General features: G+C 69.6%; 18 protein-coding genes. 3 read left to right on the forward strand and 15 right to left on the reverse strand.

Annotated features, from left to right (window positions below; translation table 11 throughout):
* The first annotated feature begins 161 nt into the window (after window positions 1–161).
* The 3 genes from ACZ58N_RS04060 to ACZ58N_RS04070 all read left to right on the forward strand — a co-directional run bounded on the left by ACZ58N_RS04060 (window position 162) and on the right by ACZ58N_RS04070 (window position 4,036).
* Complete coding sequence (locus ACZ58N_RS04060; RefSeq protein ID WP_471156523.1) at window positions 162–1,343, forward strand: sensor histidine kinase; 1,182 nt, start codon at window positions 162–164, stop codon at window positions 1,341–1,343.
* The gene (locus ACZ58N_RS04065; RefSeq protein WP_471155369.1) at window positions 1,340–2,020 is read left to right on the forward strand and encodes a response regulator; all 681 of its coding nucleotides are present in this window, start codon (window positions 1,340–1,342) and stop codon (window positions 2,018–2,020) included. The genes ACZ58N_RS04060 and ACZ58N_RS04065 overlap by 4 nt, the downstream gene beginning before the upstream one ends.
* 168 nt (window positions 2,021–2,188) lie before the next feature.
* Window positions 2,189–4,036 (forward strand): glycosyl hydrolase family 18 protein, encoded by a 1,848-nt coding sequence (locus tag ACZ58N_RS04070; RefSeq protein ID WP_471155371.1) that lies wholly within the window; start codon window positions 2,189–2,191, stop codon window positions 4,034–4,036.
* 182 nt (window positions 4,037–4,218) lie between these two features.
* Here ACZ58N_RS04070 and ACZ58N_RS04075 read toward each other — a convergent pair whose 3' ends face one another.
* From ACZ58N_RS04075 to prmC, 15 genes are all read right to left on the reverse strand, one after another.
* Window positions 4,219–4,665 (reverse strand): DUF2550 domain-containing protein, encoded by a 447-nt coding sequence (locus ACZ58N_RS04075; protein ID WP_471155373.1) that lies wholly within the window; start codon window positions 4,663–4,665, stop codon window positions 4,219–4,221.
* Window positions 4,666–4,852: 187 nt separating this feature from the next.
* Entirely contained in the window at window positions 4,853–5,224 is a 372-nt protein-coding gene (locus ACZ58N_RS04080; RefSeq protein WP_281209075.1) for a F0F1 ATP synthase subunit epsilon, read from the reverse strand.
* Window positions 5,225–5,362: 138 nt separating this feature from the next.
* Window positions 5,363–6,805, reverse strand: a complete 1,443-nt coding sequence (gene atpD / locus ACZ58N_RS04085) for a F0F1 ATP synthase subunit beta (protein ID WP_471155375.1) — start codon at window positions 6,803–6,805, stop codon at window positions 5,363–5,365.
* A complete protein-coding gene (locus ACZ58N_RS04090; RefSeq protein ID WP_471155378.1) occupies window positions 6,805–7,722 on the reverse strand; it encodes a F0F1 ATP synthase subunit gamma in 918 nt (305 codons plus the stop codon). Before ACZ58N_RS04090 ends, atpD begins: the two co-directional genes overlap by 1 nt.
* A gap of 20 nt (window positions 7,723–7,742) precedes the next feature.
* Window positions 7,743–9,338 carry a F0F1 ATP synthase subunit alpha gene (atpA, locus tag ACZ58N_RS04095; protein WP_281209072.1) on the reverse strand — a complete coding sequence of 532 codons (1,596 nt, stop codon included), beginning with the start codon at window positions 9,336–9,338 and terminating at the stop codon, window positions 7,743–7,745.
* A gap of 129 nt (window positions 9,339–9,467) precedes the next feature.
* Window positions 9,468–10,283, reverse strand: coding sequence for a F0F1 ATP synthase subunit delta (locus tag ACZ58N_RS04100; RefSeq protein ID WP_471155380.1), 816 nt, complete (start codon window positions 10,281–10,283; stop codon window positions 9,468–9,470).
* Window positions 10,280–10,834 (reverse strand): F0F1 ATP synthase subunit B, encoded by a 555-nt coding sequence (locus tag ACZ58N_RS04105; RefSeq protein ID WP_471155383.1) that lies wholly within the window; start codon window positions 10,832–10,834, stop codon window positions 10,280–10,282. The genes ACZ58N_RS04100 and ACZ58N_RS04105 overlap by 4 nt, the downstream gene beginning before the upstream one ends.
* A 40-nt stretch (window positions 10,835–10,874) precedes the next feature.
* Window positions 10,875–11,123: an ATP synthase subunit c family protein gene (locus ACZ58N_RS04110; RefSeq protein WP_030008695.1), complete on the reverse strand. Its 249-nt coding sequence runs from the start codon at window positions 11,121–11,123 to the stop codon at window positions 10,875–10,877.
* Window positions 11,124–11,197: 74 nt separating this feature from the next.
* Entirely contained in the window at window positions 11,198–12,034 is an 837-nt protein-coding gene (atpB, locus tag ACZ58N_RS04115; RefSeq protein ID WP_281209087.1) for a F0F1 ATP synthase subunit A, read from the reverse strand.
* Between the two features lie 210 nt (window positions 12,035–12,244).
* Window positions 12,245–12,691 carry a hypothetical protein gene (locus ACZ58N_RS04120; RefSeq protein WP_385572379.1) on the reverse strand — a complete coding sequence of 149 codons (447 nt, stop codon included), beginning with the start codon at window positions 12,689–12,691 and terminating at the stop codon, window positions 12,245–12,247.
* A 275-nt stretch (window positions 12,692–12,966) separates the two neighbouring features.
* Entirely contained in the window at window positions 12,967–14,313 is a 1,347-nt protein-coding gene (locus ACZ58N_RS04125; RefSeq protein ID WP_471156527.1) for an MraY family glycosyltransferase, read from the reverse strand.
* Window positions 14,314–14,417: 104 nt separating this feature from the next.
* Window positions 14,418–15,647 (reverse strand): serine hydroxymethyltransferase, encoded by a 1,230-nt coding sequence (locus ACZ58N_RS04130; RefSeq protein WP_471155385.1) that lies wholly within the window; start codon window positions 15,645–15,647, stop codon window positions 14,418–14,420.
* A gap of 261 nt (window positions 15,648–15,908) precedes the next feature.
* Window positions 15,909–16,565 (reverse strand): arsenate reductase/protein-tyrosine-phosphatase family protein, encoded by a 657-nt coding sequence (locus tag ACZ58N_RS04135; protein ID WP_471155387.1) that lies wholly within the window; start codon window positions 16,563–16,565, stop codon window positions 15,909–15,911.
* The gene (locus ACZ58N_RS04140) at window positions 16,562–17,209 is read right to left on the reverse strand and encodes an L-threonylcarbamoyladenylate synthase (protein WP_079429782.1); all 648 of its coding nucleotides are present in this window, start codon (window positions 17,207–17,209) and stop codon (window positions 16,562–16,564) included. Before ACZ58N_RS04140 ends, ACZ58N_RS04135 begins: the two co-directional genes overlap by 4 nt.
* A 52-nt stretch (window positions 17,210–17,261) precedes the next feature.
* Window positions 17,262–18,107 carry a peptide chain release factor N(5)-glutamine methyltransferase gene (prmC, locus tag ACZ58N_RS04145; protein ID WP_471155390.1) on the reverse strand — a complete coding sequence of 282 codons (846 nt, stop codon included), beginning with the start codon at window positions 18,105–18,107 and terminating at the stop codon, window positions 17,262–17,264.
* Window positions 18,108–18,125 lie beyond the last annotated feature (18 nt).

An 18,125-nucleotide genomic window follows, 5' to 3' on the forward strand; every position in this document is an offset into this window, starting at 1 on the left:
TCTCCGGTTCTCCGGTTCTCCGGTTCTCCTCAAGGCTGTCGCCCGCGGAAGGCCGTTTCGTCGTCTCAGGTGACGAAAGCGCACTGCATCCTTCGATGTAGTGCGGGTTCCGTCCCGGTGTCGACGTCCACGGCCGTACCGACGTGTTGGATGGGAACGTGATCGAGAAGCTGCCCCGCCCCGACCGTGACGATGTCCTGATCGCGTCGGTCAGCGTGCTCGCGGGCCTCCTCCTCTGGTCCCTCGGGGTGCACAGCAACACCCGGCCGCACTTCGCCCCCGCGTGGGCGGCCCTGGTCCCGCTGCTCGTCATGGGCGCCCTCGAACTGCTGCGCCGCACGACCCCCGCGGTGACCCTCTCCGTCGGCACGGTGGCCCTCGTCGTCGACCAGTTCACGGTGGGGAATCTGGCCACGATCCTCATGTACACGGACCTGATGTACGCGGCGGCCCTCTACGGGAGACCCGCCATGGCCCGCCGGCTCCCGGTCGGTACCGGCCTCGTCACCGTCGCCCTCACCATCGCCTCCGTGGCCTGGCTGCGCACCCCGCAGGCCCTGCTGATCGGTGTGGTCGCGGGCATCGTCAGCTTCGGCCCGGCCATGACCGGCGCCACCCTGCGCAATCACCGCGACGCCGCGATCGCCGCCCGGCTGCGCGCCGAACAGACGGCCCTGTTGGCCGAAATGGACCGTTCCCAGGCAGTCGCCGCCGAGCGGGCCCGGATGGCCCGCGAGCTCCACGACATGGTGGCCAACCACCTGTCGGCGATCGCCATCCACTCGACGGCCGCACTGTCCATCGACTCCCCCGCGACGAGCCGCGAGGCCCTCGGGGTGATCCGCGAGAACAGCGTGCAGGGCCTGGCCGAAATGCGTCGGCTCATCGGGCTGCTGCGGGACGCGGGCGCCGGGGGCGACGCCGTCGCGGTGCCCACCCTCGACGGGTTGGAGGCGCTGCTGACCCGGGCCCGGGTCAACGGCGCCGCGAGCGGCCTGGACTTCGTCCTGCACGACGACCGCCCGGCCGGACCGGCCGTACCGACCCCGGTGGAGCTGGCGGCGTACCGGATCGTGCAGGAGTCGCTGACCAACGCCCTCAAGCATGCCGGCCCGGGCACCGTCACCATCCGGGTGACCTGCGGGGACGGCCTGCTGTCGGTGGGGGTCGACTCCCCCTACGAGGTCCACCACGGCTCTCGGGCGCCGGGTTCCGGGGCGGGGCTGATCGGCATGCGCGAGCGGGCGGACCTGCTCGGCGGAACGTTCACCGCGGGCCCGGTCGGGTCCGTGTGGCAGGTGCGGGCGACCTTGCCCGCCGAGGAAGGGGCCGTACGGGCATGAACGGGCGGAACATCAGGGTGCTGGTCGCCGAGGACCAGAGCGCGGTGCGCGCGGGCCTGGTGATGATCCTGCGCAGCGCGGGTGACGTCGAGGTGGTCGGCGAGGCCGCCGACGGGGAGGAGGCCGTGCGCCTCGCCCGGGATCTTCGGCCGGATCTGGTCCTCATGGACGTGCAGATGCCCCGGCTGGACGGGGTGGCGGCCACCCGGCAGGTCGTCGCGGAGGGGTTGGCGGACGTCCTCGTGCTGACCACCTTCGACCTCGACGAGTACGTCTTCGGCGCGCTGCGCGCGGGGGCCTCCGGGTTCCTGCTGAAGGACGCCGACGCCGCGGAACTGATCGAGGCGGTCCGTACGGTGGCGCGCGGCGAGGGGCTGATCGCCCCCGCGGTGACCCGGCGCCTGATCGCCGAGTTCGCCGCGCCCCGGGCGCAGCGGCCGTCGGTGGCTCCGGAGACGGCGGCGGCCGTCGATTCGTTGACGCGCCGCGAGCGGGAGGTGCTCGGCGCGCTGGGCGAGGGGTTGTCGAACGCGGAGATCGCCGTGCGCCTGGACATGGCGGAGGCGACGGTGAAGACGCACGTCAGCCGGCTGCTCGGGAAGCTGGGCCTGCGCAGTCGGGTCCAAGCAGCGGTTCTGGCACAGGAGTTGGGGGATCTCGACGGACACTGGAGGTGAGGTCTGGACCTCTTGACGGTTGGTCCAGACCTTTCTAGTCTCACCGCAACACTGTGGTGAGCGTGCCATGACGAGCGTCATGACGAAGCGTGCTCACGGGCGGCGCAGGTCCCACCCCCATGTGCCCGGTCGGCCCCACGACCGGCACGGACCTACGGAGGAGCACCCTTGAGCACAGCACCCCCGCAACGCACCCGTCTGTTCAGAAGGTTGGCCGCCACGGTGGCCGCCTTCGCCCTGCCCATCGCCGGCCTCGTCGGACTGGCCGGACCCGCACAGGCGGCCACCTCCGCGACGGCGACCTACACCAAGGCCTCCGACTGGGGCTCCGGCTTCGAGGGCAAGTGGACGGTCAAGAACACCGGCACCACCGCGCTGACCAGCTGGACCGTGGAGTGGGACTACCCCGCGGGCACCAGGGTCACCTCCGCCTGGGACGCCACCGTCACCAGCTCGGGCAACCACTGGACCGCCAAGAACGTCGGCTGGAACGGCGCCCTCTCCCCCGGTCAGAGCGTCACCTTCGGGTTCAACGGCACCGGCGCCGGCGCCCCCTCCGGCTGCAAGATCAACGGCGGCTCCTGTGACGGCGGCACCCAGCCCGGCGACGCCCCGCCCTCGGCCCCCGGCACCCCCACGGCCTCCGGGGTCACCGAAACCGCCCTGACCCTGTCCTGGGCCGCGGCCACCGACGACAACGGCGTCAAGAACTACGACGTGTACCGCAACGGCTCCAAGGTCGCCACGGTCACCGGCACCTCCTACGGGGACTCCGGCCTGACGAAGGGCACCTCGTACACGTACTCCGTCGTCGCCCGCGACACCGCCGACCAGACCGGCCCCTCCTCCGGCGAGCTCGCGCTCACCACGCCGGGCGGCGGCGGCACGGACCCGGGCGCGGGCACCAAGGTCAAGCTGGGCTACTTCACCAACTGGGGCGTCTACGGGCGCAACTACCACGTGAAGAACCTGGTCACCTCCGGCACGGCGTCGAAGATCACCCACATCAACTACGCGTTCGGCAACGTCCAGGGCGGCAAGTGCACCATCGGTGACGCCTACGCGGACTACGACAAGGCCTACACCGCCGACCAGAGCGTCGACGGCAAGGCCGACACCTGGGACCAGCCGCTGCGCGGCAACTTCAACCAGCTCCGCAAGCTGAAGGCCCAGTACCCCCACATCAAGATCCTGTGGTCCTTCGGCGGCTGGACCTGGTCCGGCGGCTTCGGCCAGGCCGTCGGCAACCCCGCCGCCTTCGCCCAGTCCTGCTACGACCTGGTCGAGGACCCGCGCTGGGCCGACGTCTTCGACGGCATCGACCTCGACTGGGAGTACCCGAACGCCTGCGGCCTCACCTGCGACACCAGTGGCGCCGCCTCCCTGAAGAACATGATGCAGGCCATGCGCGCCAAGTTCGGCACGAACAACCTGGTCACCGCGGCCATCTCCGCCGACGGTTCCAACGGCGGCAAGCTGGACGCGGCGGACTACGGCGGCGCGGCCCAGTACGTCGACTTCTACAACGTCATGACGTACGACTTCTTCGGCGCCTGGGCGGCGCAGGGCCCGACGGCCCCGCACTCCCCGCTCACCGCCTACCCGGGCATCCCGCAGGACGGCTTCAACTCCGAGGCCGCCATCACGAAGCTCAAGGGCAAGGGCGTCCCCGGCTCCAAGCTCACCCTGGGCATCGGCTTCTACGGCCGCGGCTGGACCGGCGTCACCCAGGCCACCCCCGGCGGCACCGCCACCGGCCCGGCCCAGGGCACGTACGAGCCGGGCATCGAGGACTACAAGGTCCTCAAGGCCACCTGCCCGAGCACCGGCACCATCGCCGGCACGGCCTACGCCAAGTGCGGCAACAACTGGTGGAGCTACGACACCCCCGCCACCGTCACCTCGAAGATGGGCTGGGCCAAGCAGCAGGGCCTCAGGGGCGCCTTCTACTGGGAGTTCAGCGGCGACACCGCCAACGGTGAACTCGCCAACGCGGTCCACACCGGGCTCCAGTAACCCCCACTGAACGAACCCGGTGACAGACGAAGCCGGGGAGACGGGTCCGTCCCCCGTCTCCCCGGCTTCTCCACGTCCGATCGCGGCCCCGGCCGGCCTCCCCCACCAACGGGCAAGGAACCGGGCCGCATTCACCCTCCCCCGAACTCCGTCCGGGGGATCCCCCGCCAACGGGCGAGGAATCAGGCCACATTCACCCGTTGGCCGGGAGGCGCCGCCTCCAGCCAGGCCAGGAATCCGGTCAGTGCGTCGTCGCTCATCGCCAGCTCCAGGCGGGTTCCCCGGTGGGAACAGCAGAGCACGACGGCGTCGGAGAGCAGGGCCAGCTCCTCCTCGCCCTCGGGCGCGCGCCGGGCGAGCACCTCGATGGAGGAGCGCTCCAGCAGCCGGCGCGGGCGGGGAGAGTAGGAGAACACCCGGAACCACTCGATCCGGTCACCGCTGTAGCGGGCGACGCCGTAGACCCAGCCCTTGCCGGAGACGTCCGGCTCGTCGGCCACGTCCCAGCGCAGGCTGCAGTCGAAGGTGCCGCCGGACCGCTGGATCAGTCTGCGACGCAGTCCGAACACAAACAGCCCGATCACCACCAGGGCTACGACCAGGCCGCTCACAAGCAGAGCGAGGAGCATCTTCACCGACCTCCTCGCTCATCGAAACACCGCACACGACCGTGCCCATCACCGGACAGGTCCGAGGACGGACGTACATCGCCTCAGCCGCGACCCGGTCTGAAAAATTCCAGAACGGACCGCGGCTGAGGTCTGCCGGCCCCGGAGGTCACCCTCCGGGGCCGACGGTTGGAACTCCGACGGGCTTTCAGCCCGTTACGGCGCGCAGCCGGACATCGGCGCGACGTTCGGCGGCCGCGTCGGCCTCCGACTTCGCGCGCTCCAGTGCCCGCTCCGCCCGCTGGACGTCGATCTCGTCCGCGAGCTCGGCGATCTCGGCCAGCAGGGACAGCTTGTTGTCCGCGAACGAGATGAAACCGCCGTGCACCGCGGCGACGACAGTGCCGCCCTCGCTGGTACGGATGGTCACAGGGCCCGATTCCAGCACACCGAGAAGCGGCTGGTGACCGGGCATGACGCCGATGTCGCCGGACGTGGTGCGGGCGACAACAAGGGTGGCCTCGCCGGACCAGACATTGCGGTCCGCCGCGACCAGCTCGACGTGCAGCTCAGCAGCCAAGGTGGCTCCTCGGGTCACCACCCGGCGGGTCGGCCGGGTGTTGGGTCAAATTCTAATGGGCGTGGGGAGAGGGACGGGACGTACCCCGCCCCTCTCCTTCGTTCTTCGACGATTCGCGCTCCGGGGAACGCGGACCGACTAGGAGACGCCCAGCTCCTTGGCGTTGGCCTTCAGGTCCTCGATGCCACCGCACAGGAAGAACGCCTGCTCGGGGAAGTGGTCGTAGTCACCGTCGCAGATCGCGTTGAACGCGGTGATCGACTCGTCGAGCGGAACGTCCGAGCCGTCGACACCGGTGAACTGCTTCGCCACGTGGGTGTTCTGCGACAGGAAGCGCTCGACGCGACGGGCACGGTGGACAACGAGCTTGTCCTCCTCGCCCAGCTCGTCGATACCGAGGATCGCGATGATGTCCTGGAGGTCCTTGTACTTCTGCAGGATCCCCTTGACGCGCATCGCCGTGGCGTAGTGGTCCGCCGCGATGTACCGCGGGTCGAGGATGCGGGACGTCGAGTCCAGCGGGTCCACGGCCGGGTAGATGCCCTTCTCGGAGATCGGACGGGAAAGAACCGTCGTCGCGTCGAGGTGGGCGAAGGTGGTCGCCGGCGCCGGGTCGGTCAGGTCGTCCGCGGGGACGTAGATCGCCTGCATCGAGGTGATCGAGTGACCACGGGTCGAGGTGATGCGCTCCTGGAGGAGGCCCATCTCGTCGGCCAGGTTCGGCTGGTAACCCACCGCGGAGGGCATGCGGCCGAGCAGGGTCGACACCTCGGAACCCGCCTGGGTGTACCGGAAGATGTTGTCGATGAAGAACAGCACGTCCTGCTTCTGCACATCGCGGAAGTACTCCGCCATGGTCAGACCGGCGAGCGCGACGCGCAGACGGGTGCCCGGGGGCTCGTCCATCTGACCGAAGACGAGGGCCGTCTTGTCGATGACGCCCGAGTCGGCCATTTCCTCGATGAGGTCGTTGCCCTCACGGGTACGCTCACCGACGCCCGCGAAGACCGACACACCGTCGTGGTTGTTGGCGACGCGGTAGATCATTTCCTGGATCAGAACGGTCTTGCCGACACCGGCACCACCGAACAGACCGATCTTTCCACCCTTGACGTACGGGGTGAGAAGGTCGATGACCTTGACGCCGGTCTCGAACATCTCCGTCTTCGACTCAAGCTCGTCGAAGCGCGGGGCCTTGCGGTGGATCGGCCAACGCTCGGTGACGTTGGCGTTCTCCTCCGGGTAGTTCAGCACCTCACCGAGGGTGTTGAACACCTTGCCCTTGGTGAAGTCACCGACGGGGACGGTGATGCCCTCGCCCGTGTCGGTCACCGGGGCCTGGCGGACCAGACCGTCGGTGGGCTGCATGGAGATCGTGCGGACCACGCCGTCACCCAGGTGCTGGGCGACTTCGAGGGTCAGCGTCTTGAGCGCACCGTCCTGGGCCGGGTCGGCGACCTGGACCTTCAGCGCGTTGTAGATGTCGGGCATCGCGTCGACGGGGAACTCCACGTCGACGACCGGGCCGATGACCCGGGCGACGCGGCCCGTGGCGGCGGCCGTCTCAACAGAGGTCGTCATTACTTGTCACTCCCCGCGGTCGCGTCGGCCATGGCGCTGGCGCCACCGACGATCTCGCTGATTTCCTGGGTGATTTCGGCCTGGCGGGCCGCGTTGGCAAGCCGGGAGAGGCTCTTGATGAGATCTCCGGCGTTGTCGGTCGCCGACTTCATCGCGCGGCGGCGGGCGGCGTGCTCGGAAGCGGCCGACTGCAGCAGTGCGTTGTAGATGCGGCTCTCGACGTAGCGCGGCAGAAGGGCGTCGAGGACGTCCTCCGCCGACGGCTCGAAGTCGAACAGCGGAAGGATCTCGCCCTTCGCACCGGACTCTTCTTCGACCTTGTCGAGGCTGAGCGGCAGCATCCGGCCGTCGACCGCGTTCTGCGTCATCATCGACACGAATTCCGTGTAGACGATGTGCAGCTCGTCGACGCCGCCCTCGGCCGTGTCCTTCTGGATGGCCTCGATCAGCGGCCCCGCGACGCGCTTGGCGTCGGCGTAGGCCGGGCTGTCGGTGAAGCCGGTCCACGACTCCGCGACCTTGCGCTCGCGGAAGCCGAAGTAGGCCAGACCCTTACGGCCGACGATGTACGTGTCGACCTCCTTGCCCTCGCCGCGCAGCCGCTCGGTGAGCCGCTCCGCCTGCTTGATGGCGTTGGAGGAGTAGCCGCCGGCCAGACCGCGGTCGCTCGTGACGAGCAGGACCGCGGCACGCGCCGGCGCCTCGACCTCGGTGGTCAGGGCGTGCTTGGTGTTCGAGCCGGTGGCCACCGCGGTCACCGCACGGGTGAGCTCGGTCGCGTACGGCATCGATGCCGCCACCTTGCGCTGCGCCTTGACGATGCGCGAGGCGGCGATCATTTCCATCGCCTTGGTGATCTTCTTGGTCGCCGTGACGGCACGGATGCGACGCTTGTAGACCCGGAGCTGCGCTCCCATGAGTCAGGTCCCTTCCGTCGTCACTTGGAGACGTTGACGGCCGGCGCGTCCTCGCCCAGGAGCTTGCCGTCCGAGGTCTCGAACTGCTGCTTGAAGCCGGCGATGGCGTCGGCGATCGACGTCAGGGTGTCGTCCGACATCTTGCCGCCGTCGGCGATGGAGGTGAGGAGGTCCTTGCGCTCGCGGCGCAGGTGCTCCAGCAGCTCCGACTCGAAGCGACGGATGTCGTTGACCGGGACGTCGTCCATCTTGCCGGTGGTGCCGGCCCAGACGGAGACGACCTGCTCCTCGACGGGCATCGGCTGGTACTGGCCCTGCTTCAGCAGCTCGACCAGACGCTTGCCGCGCTCCAGCGAGGCCTTCGACGCGGCGTCCAGGTCGGAACCGAAGGCGGCGAACGCCTCCAGCTCGCGGTACTGGGCGAGGTCCAGGCGCAGACGGCCGGAAACCTGCTTCATGGCCTTGTGCTGGGCCGAGCCACCGACGCGGGAGACCGAGATACCGACGTTCAGCGCCGGGCGCTGGCCCGCATTGAACAGGTCGGACTCCAGGAAGCACTGGCCGTCGGTGATGGAGATGACGTTGGTCGGGATGAACGCCGACACGTCGTTCGCCTTGGTCTCGACGATCGGAAGACCGGTCATCGAACCGGCACCCATGTCGTCGGAGAGCTTCGCGCAGCGCTCCAGCAGACGGGAGTGCAAGTAGAAGACGTCGCCCGGGTAGGCCTCGCGGCCCGGCGGGCGGCGCAGCAGCAGCGACACGGCGCGGTAGGCGTCGGCCTGCTTCGACAGGTCGTCGAAGATGATCAGGACGTGCTTACCGGCGTACATCCAGTGCTGACCGATGGCGGAACCGGTGTACGGCGCCAGGTACTTGAAGCCGGCCGGGTCGGACGCCGGGGCGGCGACGATCGTCGTGTACTCCAGCGCGCCGGCGTCTTCCAGGGCGCCGCGAACGGACGCGATGGTCGAGCCCTTCTGGCCGATGGCGACGTAGATGCAGCGGACCTGCTTGTTCACGTCGCCCGAGCGCCAGTTGTCGCGCTGGTTGATGATCGTGTCGACGGCCAGAGCGGTCTTGCCGGTCTGACGGTCACCGATGATCAGCTGACGCTGACCACGGCCGACCGGCACCATGGCGTCGATCGCCTTGTAGCCGGTCTGCATCGGCTCGTGCACCGACTTACGGACCATGACGCCCGGGGCCTGAAGCTCCAGGGCGCGACGGCCTTCGGTCGCGATCTCGCCGAGACCGTCGATCGGGTTGCCGAGCGGGTCGACGACGCGGCCGAGGTAGCCCTCGCCGACGCCGACGGAGAGCACCTCACCGGTGCGCTGCACCGGCTGGCCCTCCTCGATACCGCTGAACTCGCCGAGGACGACGGCGCCGATCTCGCGCTCGTCGAGGTTGAGGGCGAGACCGAGGGTGCCGTCCTCGAACTTCAGCAGCTCGTTCGCCATGGCGGAGGGCAGGCCCTCCACCTTCGCGATGCCGTCGCCGGCAACGCTGACCGTTCCGACCTCCTCGCGCGAGGCCGCGTCCGGCTGGTACGACTGGACAAAGTTCTCCAGTGCGTCCCGGATCTCCTCCGGCCGGATCGTGAGCTCCGCCATCTGGGTTCCCTGCTCTCCTTGTTGGGCCTGAAGCTTCTTAGGGGTCTGGGGGCGACCCCCAGGAATCTTCTGCAAGTTCTGCACGGCCCAACCGGGCCGCTAGGAATGCGTTGTTCTATTGGTGGCTGGTCAGCCGGCCATGCGGCGGGACGCCTCGGCGAGACGGTCCGCGATGGTTCCGTCGATCACCTCGTCGCCGACCCGCACCGTGATCCCGCCGAGGACCGTGGGGTCCACGTCGAGGTTCAGGTGCATCTGGCGGCCGTACAGCTTGGCCAGCACCGCGCCGAGACGCTGCTTCTGCGCGTCGCTGAGCGGAACCGCGCTGGTCACGGTGGCGACCATGCGGCTGCGGCGCTCGGCGGCGAGCGTGGAAAGGGATTCGAGTCCCGCTTCCAGGCTACGTCCACGCGGGTGCGTGACAAGACGGGTGACCAGCCGCTCGGTGACGGCGTTCGCCTTGCCGCCGAGCAGGCTGCGCAGCAGCTCGCTCTTGGCGGAGGCGGAGGCCGCGCGGTCGGTCAGCGCCGCACGCAGCTCGGTGTTCGAGGAGACGATCCGACCGAAGCGGAAGATCTCGTCCTCGACGTTGTCGAGCGCGCCGCCCTGCTGGGCCGCGGTGAGGTCGGCGGAAGCCGCCAGCCCCTCCAGCGCGTCCACCAGGTCACGGGACTGCGACCAGCGCGACCGCGCCATACCGGACACCAGGTCGAGGGTTTCCCCGCCCACCTGGCCCGCCAGCAGACGACCGACCAGCTCGGCCTTGGCCTCGCCGGACTGCGCCGGGTCCGTGATGACCCGACGCAGCGAGACCTCACGGTCGAGCAGCGCGGTGACGGCAGCCAGCTCACCGGCAAGCTTCGCCGCGTCGACGGACGTGTTGTCCGTCAGCGCGTCGAGACGCTCGCGCGCGGAGGCAAGCGCCTCGCGGCTCGCTCCGTTCATCGGGCAGCCCCAGTCGACGCTGCCTTCTCCTCAAGCTCGCTGAGGAAACGGTCGATGGTGCGGCTCTGCCGGGCGTGGTCCTCAAGGGACTCGCCGACGAGCTTTCCGGCCAGGTCGGTGGCGAGCTTGCCCACGTCCTGACGCAGCGCCTGCGCAGCGGCCTTGCGGTCCGCCGCGATCTGGGCGTGACCGGCAGCGATGATCTCCTCACGCTGCCGCTGGCCTTCTGCGCGCAGTTCTTCCTTGAGCGCAGTGCCCTGCTCCAGCGCGTCCTGGCGCAGGCGCGCGGCCTCGTGCCGGGCTTCGGCGAGCTGGGCCTTGTACTGCTCCAGCGCGCTCTGAGCCTCGGCCTGAAGCGCTTCGGCCGTCTCGATGCCACCCTCGATGGCCTCGCGACGCTCGTCCAGAACCTTGTTGATGTTCGGGAGCAGCTTCTTCGCGAGGAAACCGAAGACGATGACAAAGGCGATCAGGCCGATGACAAGCTCGGGAATCGGCGGGATGAGGGGGTTTTCCGCCTCAGTGGCCGCGAGCTGAACCAGAGGGTTCACATCAGTGCCTTCCGTCTAAAGGGTCTGTTCGCTACCGGGATCAGGAGGTCGGGTAGACGAACGGCATGACCAGACCGATGAGGGCGAGCGCCTCACAGAAGGCGAAGCCGAGGATCTGGTTGGCGCGGATCAGGCCGGCGGCCTCGGGCTGGCGGGCCAGCGCCTGGGTGCCGTTACCGAAGATGATGCCGACGCCGACGCCGGGGCCGATGGCCGCGAGGCCGTAGCCGATGGAGCCGAGGTTGCCCTTGATTTCGACGCCAGCAGCGAGGGTCTGGAGAGCGGACATGCCGGTTCTTCCTTCTCTTTCATGGACCGGTGGGGGTTGGCCACCGGACGACTGGTGGTTTGGGGGTGGGGCGGTCAGTGGTGCTCGGCGACGGCGCCCTGGAGGAAGCTGCAGGCCAGCAGCACGAAGACGTAGGCCTGGACAGCCTGGATGAAGAGCTCGAACGCGGTCATCACGATGACCATCACGAAGGACACGCCGGCGTAGGCGATGCCGATGCCGTTCAGCAGGTACCAGCTGGCGATCGTGAAGAGCAGCAGCAGGGTGTGACCCGCGAACATGTTCGCGAAGAGACGGACCGCGTGCGTGAACGGCCGGACGATCACGTTCGAGAAGAACTCGATCAGCATGACCAGCGGCAGGATCCCGCCGAGCGACTTGTCGTAGCCCGTGAGGTTCTTCAGGCCGCCGACGAAGCCGTGGCGCTTGAAGGTGACCGACATCCACATGACGTAGATGACGAGGGCCAGACCGGCCGGGTACGCGATGACCGAGGTCACCGGGAACTGGGCGAGCGGAATGATCGACCAGAGGTTCAGGATCCAGACGAAGAAGAACGTCGCGACCATGAAGGGGACGTACTTCTCGCCCTCCTTCTTGCCCATCGTTTCGTAGACGATGCCGCGGCGCACGAAGTCGTAGCCGGCTTCGGCGACCATCTGGAGCTTCCCGGGAACGACCTTCGGCTTGGCGAAGGCGGCCCAGAAGAAGCCGACGATGATGACGGTTCCGAGCAGGGCCAGGAGCATCGTCTTGTTGAAGTAGACGGCTCCGTCCATGTCGCCGAAGATCGGCTCGAACAGGAACGAGTGCAGGCCAGGAGCCGGGAAGCCACAGCCGTCGAAGATGTGGCAATCGGTCTCGAAGGCGAGCACCTGCGTCGGGTCAGCACTCACCGCGGGCTCCTTCAGCGTGGCGCATAGGTACGGCAACCTCGTTGTGTCGGCGCGGCGCACAGCCGCGGTTCGGCACGGGACTGGTCTTACGGATGTGGGGGCGGCTTGCAGGCAGTGAGCCTCGCGATTGAGCAGGCGTCAGCTCAGCTGCCTGCGCCCGCGATGCCGCAGTTGGCACCGGACGATAGCAGCATCTCGAACGCGCACTTATTCCGCCCCTACCGTTCACGACGAGGACCCCGTGTTCTTGGGCTTCTCACCCTTGTCACGCTTCGCGGACTCGGGCTCGACGTAAAGGATCTTGGCCTTCATGTGCGCGCGCGTCTGCGCGGCGATCCAAGCAAGGGTCGCCGCGACGATGGTGATCGCGAATGCCCTGGGATTGAACAGCGTCGTGTTCTGGAACACGGCGACGAAGACGAAGAGCAGCAGGATCTGGGTCGTGTAGAGCGCCAGACCCATCATCTGGAAGAGATGCGGCAGCGATCGTGCCGTCCGCTGCAGGATGACGAATCCGATACCCATGAACAAAATCACGACGATCGTGGCCGCGATCGCGCCGATCGCCCCCTTGCCGCCCGCGACCACGCCACTGACAACTGCGGCGATGACGCCGACGGCAGCGGTGGGCACAACGGTTTGCAGAAGGGATCGGGCGTCATCGGACAGCATGGCGCATGGCTCCGCGTGATGGTGGGGGTAACGGGACTCGTACGGGACGAGCGTAAGCCCGGGCCGAGTGAGTGCCTCGGGCCAATGGACCGTCGCACTACGGTCCTTCGGCTCTGTCGCCGGGTTTAGTGAACGGTATCACAAACTATTTGATGAGAGCTTTACCTGTCCGGTGTGCTGACTGTCACACATGAGAGTGACCCTGCGCGTGTGTGCAGGACAGGGTGGCAGGTTGTCTGGTAAAGGGCTTCCATGTCGGACATGTGCCCGACCGGTCAGCGGGCGGATCCGGCCTTACGCCGGTCGGGAAGGCGCGAACGGGGGCCTACGGCAGTCGCCCCGTTGACGCCCGAGACCCCGACGGCGACGGGCCGCGGCGCCTGCGGCTCCGCACCCTCGTCCTCCCGTACGGCGGCCTCCGCCGCGGCCTCGGCGGCCCGGGCCGCGTGCCGGTAGCGGGGCGGGACGAGGCCCTCCGCCCAACGCGGGGCCCGCGGCGTGAACCGCGGCAGGAGCAGCAGGACGAGGCCCAGGGCGCTCAGGGCGGAGATCGCGAGGACGATCCACATCGAGGTCGAGTGCACCGAGTAGGCCACCGCCCCGAATGCGATCAGGCCCGACCAGAAGTACATGATGAGTACGGCGCGACTGTGGGAATGCCCGAGTTCCAGCAACCGGTGGTGCAGGTGTCCGCGGTCGGCGGCGAACGGGGACTGACCGTTCCAGGTGCGCCGGACGATGGCCAGGATCAGGTCCGCCATCGGGATCGCGATGATGGTGAGCGGCAGCAGCAGCGGCATGAAGACCGGGAGCATCGCGTGCGTCGCGTTGCGCTCGCCGCCCGCGAACAGGGCCATGGCGTCGGGGTCGACCTGACCCGTCATGGAGATGGCCGCGGCGGCCAGCACCAGGCCGATGAGCATCGAGCCGGAGTCGCCCATGAAGATGCGGGCCGGGTGCATGTTGTGCGGCAGGAAGCCGATGCACATCCCCATCAGGATGGCCGCGAACAGCGTCGCCGGGGCGGCCGCCTCGATGCCGTAGCCGAACCAGATGCGGTACCCGTAGAGGAAGAACGCCGTGGCGGCGATGCAGACCATGCCGGCGGCCAGGCCGTCGAGGCCGTCCACGAAGTTCACCGCGTTGATGGTGATCACGACGAGCGCGACGGTCAACAGGTTGCCCTGCCACTGGGTGAGCGCGACCGTGCCGATGCCGGGGACCGGGATCCACAGGATCGTCAGACCCTGGATGACCATCACGCCGGCGGCGATCATCTGCGCGCCGAGCTTGATGAGGGCGTCGATCTCGAACTTGTCGTCCAGCACGCCGACCAGCCAGATCAACGCCGCTCCGGAGAGCAGCGCCCGCGGTTCGTTCGACAGCTCGAAGACGCCGTTGAGGTTGCGCAGGTGGTCGGCGACCAGCAGTCCCGCGCAGAGGCCGCCGAACATGGCGATCCCGCCCAGGCGGGGCGTGGGTTCGCGGTGCACGTCACGGGCACGGATCTCCGGCATGGCCCCGGCCGCGATCGCGAACTTCCGCACGGGCCCGGTCAGCAGGTAGGTCACCGCGACCGTGACGCAAAGCGTCAGCAGATATTCACGCACGGGCTGCCCCAGATGTATCGCCGGCCATCTCAGCCCCACACATTAGCCTCGATGTCACCGCTGATGAGGACGCACCAGGACCCCTCCCCGGTTGCGGTACACCCTGCTTGTACCGGTTACGCCCCGTACGGGGGAAATCCTCGGGTCAGGTCGGCGACCTCACTGCGGATCCCCGTGGCGTCCCCGCGCGAAGCGGCGGCGAACAGGTCCGCGATCCGGGTCATCTCGGACTCCACCATGCCCAGCGTCGTGACCGCCGCGGTCCCGAGACGGATGCCGCGCTGGTCCCCGTACGGCAGGGCGCAGGTGTCGAGGACGATCCCGGCGGCGGCGAGCCGGCCCCGAGCGGCCGGTCCGTCGATGCCGAGCGGCGCCGGGTCGACGGTGATCAGGTGGGTGTCCGTGCCCCCGGTCGTGACGGCGAAGCCGCGGTCCTCCAGGGCCCGGGCGAGGGTGCGCGCGTTGGCGACGACCCGGTGCGCGTAGCCGGCGAAGGCGGGACCGGCCGCCTCCCCGAACGCCACCGCCTTCGCGGCGATGGTGTGCATCTGGGCGCCGCCCTGGGTGAAGGGGAACACCGCCCGGTCGACGCGCTCGGCGAACTCGGCACCGCACAGGATCATTCCGCCGCGCGGACCGCGGAGCACCTTGTGCGTGGTCGCGCACACGACGTCGGCGTACGGGACGGGGCTGGGCGCCGCGCCTCCGGCGACGAGCCCGATCGGATGCGCGGCGTCGGCGATGAGGAACGCGCCCACCTCGTCGGCGATCTCGCGGAAGGCCGAGTACTCGGGGTGGCGGGGGTAGGAGATCGAGCCGCACACGATGGCCTTGGGCCGGTGGGTCCGGGCCAGCTCCTGCACCTGCTCGTAGTCGATCAGCCCGGTCTCCGGGTCCACCCCGTACCCGACGAAGTCGAACCAGCGGCCGGAGAAGTTGGCCGGCGAGCCGTGCGTCAAGTGCCCGCCGTGCGCCAACCCCATCGCCAGGACCGTGTCCCCGGGCCGCAGCAGAGCGGCGTAGGCGGCCAGGACGGCGGAGGATCCGGAATGCGGTTGGACGTTCGCGTGCTCGACGCCGAAGAGCGCCTTGACCCGGTCCACCGCGATCCGTTCCGCCATGTCCGCGTATTCGCAGCCGCCGTGGTGGCGTGCACCGGGGTATCCCTCGGCGTACTTGTTGGCGAGCGCGGAGCCGAGTGCGGCGAGCACCGCGCCGGAGGTGTAGTTCTCGGCGGCGCTCAGCTGGAGCGTCTCGGCCTGGCGCCGGGCCTCCCCCGCGAGTACGTCGGCCATCTGCGGGTCCTGCTGCCGGAGCAGGTCCGTCGGCTGCGTGATGACGCTCATGGCAGGACTCCAGGGGTACCGGGGTACAGCCACTGTAGGCGCGCCCGGCCGACCTCGCCCCTTGCGCGGTCGCACCCCCGGGCGCGGCCCGTCACGTGCGGCGCCCAAGCGCCCTCAGCGCGAGGCGGTGACGCCCGTCAGGGCCGTGACCACGGGGGCCGGCGCCTGGTTGAGCCCCGCTCCCGACGCGCCCCTCGTACCCCTCGGCCCGGGGGCCTCGCGGGCATCGGCCCGCTGCGCCGGCCTCCGGCCGTCGATCCCTCAGCGCGAGGCGGTGACGCCCGTCAGGGCCGTGACCACGGGGTCCAGCGCCTGGTTGATCTCGTCGCCGATCGAGCGGAAGAAGGTGATCGGGGCGCCGTACGGGTCGTAGACCTCGTCCGCGTCGGGGGAGGGCGCCAGCAGCCAGCCGCGCAGCGCGGCGGCGGCCCGCACCAGGGCGCGCGCACGCTCCGCCATGCCGTCGTCCAGCGGGGGCAGCGTCGCCGGGTCTATGGCGCGCACCAGCCGGGTGAACTCCTTGAGCGTGAACGTCCGCAGCCCGGCGGAATGGCCCATGGAGATGACCTGGGCCCGGTGGTCCCGGGTGGCGGTCAGCACCAGGTCCGCGCGTATGACGTGCTCGTCCAGCAGTTCGCGCCCGGTGAAGCCGGAGGCGTCGGCGCCGAAGTCCGCGAGGACGGCGGCCGCGTTGGCCTCCATCGGCGCGCCCTCGTGGCCCCACGTACCGGCGCTCTCCACGATGAGGTCACCGGCCGGAATGCCGCCCAGCCGGTGCGACAGGGCGTGCCGCGTCAGCCGCTCGGTGATGGGCGAGCGACACACGTTGCCCGTGCTGACGTGGAGTATGCGGAAGGCCGAGCCCGCACCCGCCGCCGGAAAGGGCCCGCTTGCTATGCCACGCCCCTGAGGGCTCACGGAGCCACCTCAAGATCGGGTACGACCTCCCGCAGCTGCTCGGCGGTCAGCGCCCCCTCGCGCAGCAGGACGGGAACCTTCCCGGTGACGTCGACGATCGACGACGGCAGCGTGCTCGGCGTCGGCCCACCGTCCAGGTACACGGAAACGGAATCGCCGAGCATGGCGCGCGCCGCGTCGCAGTCCTCGGGCGCCGGGTGCCCGGACAGGTTCGCCGAGGACACGGCCATGGGGCCGACCTCGGTCAGCAGCTCGATCGCGACGGGGTGCAGCGGCATGCGCACGGCGACCGTCCCGCGGGTCTCGCCGAGGTCCCACGCCAGCGACGGCTGGTGCTTGGCGACCAGCGTCAGCCCGCCCGGCCAGAAGGCGTCGACGAGCTCCCACGCCTGCTCGGAGAAGTCGGTGACCAGACCGTGCAGGGTGTTCGGGGAGCCGATGAGGACGGGCGTGGGCATGTTGCGGCCCCGGCCCTTGGCGGCGAGCAGGTCACCGACGGCCTCGGCGCTGAAGGCGTCCGCACCGATCCCGTACAGGGTGTCGGTGGGCAGCACGACGAGCTCGCCGCGGCGCACGGCGGATGCGGCTTCGCGCAGGCCCGTCTTGCGGTCCGTCGCGTCGTTGCAGTCGTATCGCCGGGCCATCAGCGGGCCTCCTCGTGCAGCGGGGTGGTGTCGGGGGTGGGGGTCGGGCGGGTCACGGCAGGGCCTTGCGGGCGGTCGCGAAGCGCGGCCGGTTGTTCAGGTCGGGGTGGTCCGCCGCGTCCGCCCAGCCGCGCTCGTCGGCGAAGATCCACGGAACTTGGCCGCCCTGGGTGTCGGCGTGCTCGATCACCACGATCCCGCCCGGTCGCAGCAGCCGGTGGGCGGTGCGCTCGATGCCGCGGATGGTGTCGAGGCCGTCCTCCCCGGAGAACAGCGCCATCTCGGGGTCGTGGTCCCGGGCCTCGGGGGCGACGTACTCCCACTCGGTGAGCGGGATGTAGGGCGGGTTGGAGATGACCAGGTCGACCTGCCCGTCCAGCTCGGGCAGCGCGCTGAGCGCGTCGCCCTGGTGGACGGTGACCCGGGAGCCCTCGGCGTTCTTGCGGGTCCACCGCAGGGCGTCCTCGGACAGCTCCACGGCGTGCACGCGCGAGCGCGGCACCTCCTGGGCCATGGCCAGGGCGATGGCCCCGGAGCCGGTGCACAGGTCCACGATCAGCGGCTCGACGACGTCCATCGCCCGGACGGCCTGTATGGCCCAGTCCACGACCGACTCGGTCTCGGGCCGGGGCACGAACACCCCGGGTCCGACCTGGAGCTCCAGGTAGCGGAAGAAGGAGCGGCCGGTGATGTGCTGGAGCGGCTCGCGCGCCTCGCGGCGGGCGACGGCCTCCCAGTAGCGGGCGTCGAAGTCCGCGTCCTTGACGTGGTGCAGTTCCCCCCGCTTGACGCCGTGCACGAAGGCCGCGAGCTCCTCCGCGTCGAAGCGCGGTGAGGGCACGCCGGCGGCGGCCAGCCGCTGGGTGGCCTGGGCCACCTCGGCAAGCAGCAAGTTCACGCTGGTCCTCCGGGCTGC

This window comes from Streptomyces sp. NPDC040432 (assembly GCF_055595445.1).